The 1045-nt window shown below is 56.6% G+C and carries 1 protein-coding gene; it reads left to right on the forward strand.

Annotated features, from left to right (window positions below; all coding sequences use genetic code 11):
• Positions 1–137: 137 nt before the first annotated feature.
• Positions 138–1045: 5'-3' exonuclease H3TH domain-containing protein (locus NW857_RS13175; RefSeq protein WP_414369243.1), on the forward strand; the 908-nt coding region annotated here is incomplete at its 3' end.

The raw sequence follows: 1045 nt of genomic DNA on the forward strand, positions 1-1045 counted from the left end.
GTTGTCATTCCACCCCAACTCTCGGGCGCCCGGCCTGTCAGCAGCCGGCTGAGTCTTGGCGGCCCTGAGGGATGGGGGATCCCTTTTGCGCCCAGCCCAGATCCGATAGGCTGGATTCACCTTCGTGGTACTGGGCGATGGCTTGGCAAACTCCAACACTGCTGCTGGTGGACGGGCACTCTCTGGCCTACCGCTCCTTCTACGCCTTTGCTTACAGCCGTGAGGGGGGGTTGCGCACTTCCACCGGGATCCCCACCAGCGTCAGCTTTGGCTTTTTGAGATCGCTGCTGGACGTCCTAGAGAAATACCCGCCCACCCACGTAGCCGTTGCCTTCGATACCCGGCAGCCCACTTTTCGCCACGAGGCCGACGAAACCTACAAATCAGGCCGACCGGAAACCCCGCCGGAGTTTATCGAAGACGTGGAGAACCTCAAGCAGGTGTTGACGGCGCTGCGCATCCCCATTTTGGTGGTGCCTGGCTTTGAGGCCGATGACATTTTGGGTACCCTCAGCAGGATGGCCCCCCCAGATTACCGGGTGCAGATTTTAAGCGGGGATCAAGATCTGTTTCAGTTGATCGACGCCGATGGGAGAGTCCGGGTTTTGCACCTCAACAGCAAAGATCGCATCAGCGAATTCGGCCCCGAACAGGTTAAAGAAAAATTGGGCATTTGGCCTTGGCAAGTGGTGGACTACAAGGCCCTCTGCGGCGACACTTCCGATAACATTCCCGGAGTCAAAGGGATCGGACCTAAGCGAGCGGCGGAGCTGTTGGAACGCTACGGCAGTTTGGAGGAGATTTTTAATCACCTTGATGAGATCAAAGGAAAAGTTCAACAATACCTCAAAGAAGGGATCCCGGCAGCCCGACACTCACAATTTATGGCCCGGATCAACTGCGCTGTCCCCCTCTCCCCCGACTGGGAAAGCATGAAATTAACCGGGTTTAACCAAGAAGAACTGCTGCCGCTGCTGGAAAGATTGGAGTTTCACAGTCTCATCGCCCAAGTACGCAATATTCAAGCCATTTTGGGCGGGATCCC

The sequence above is a fragment of the Synechococcus sp. H55.9 genome (assembly GCF_047462355.1).
Taxonomy (GTDB): Bacteria; Cyanobacteriota; Cyanobacteriia; order Thermostichales; family Thermostichaceae; genus Thermostichus.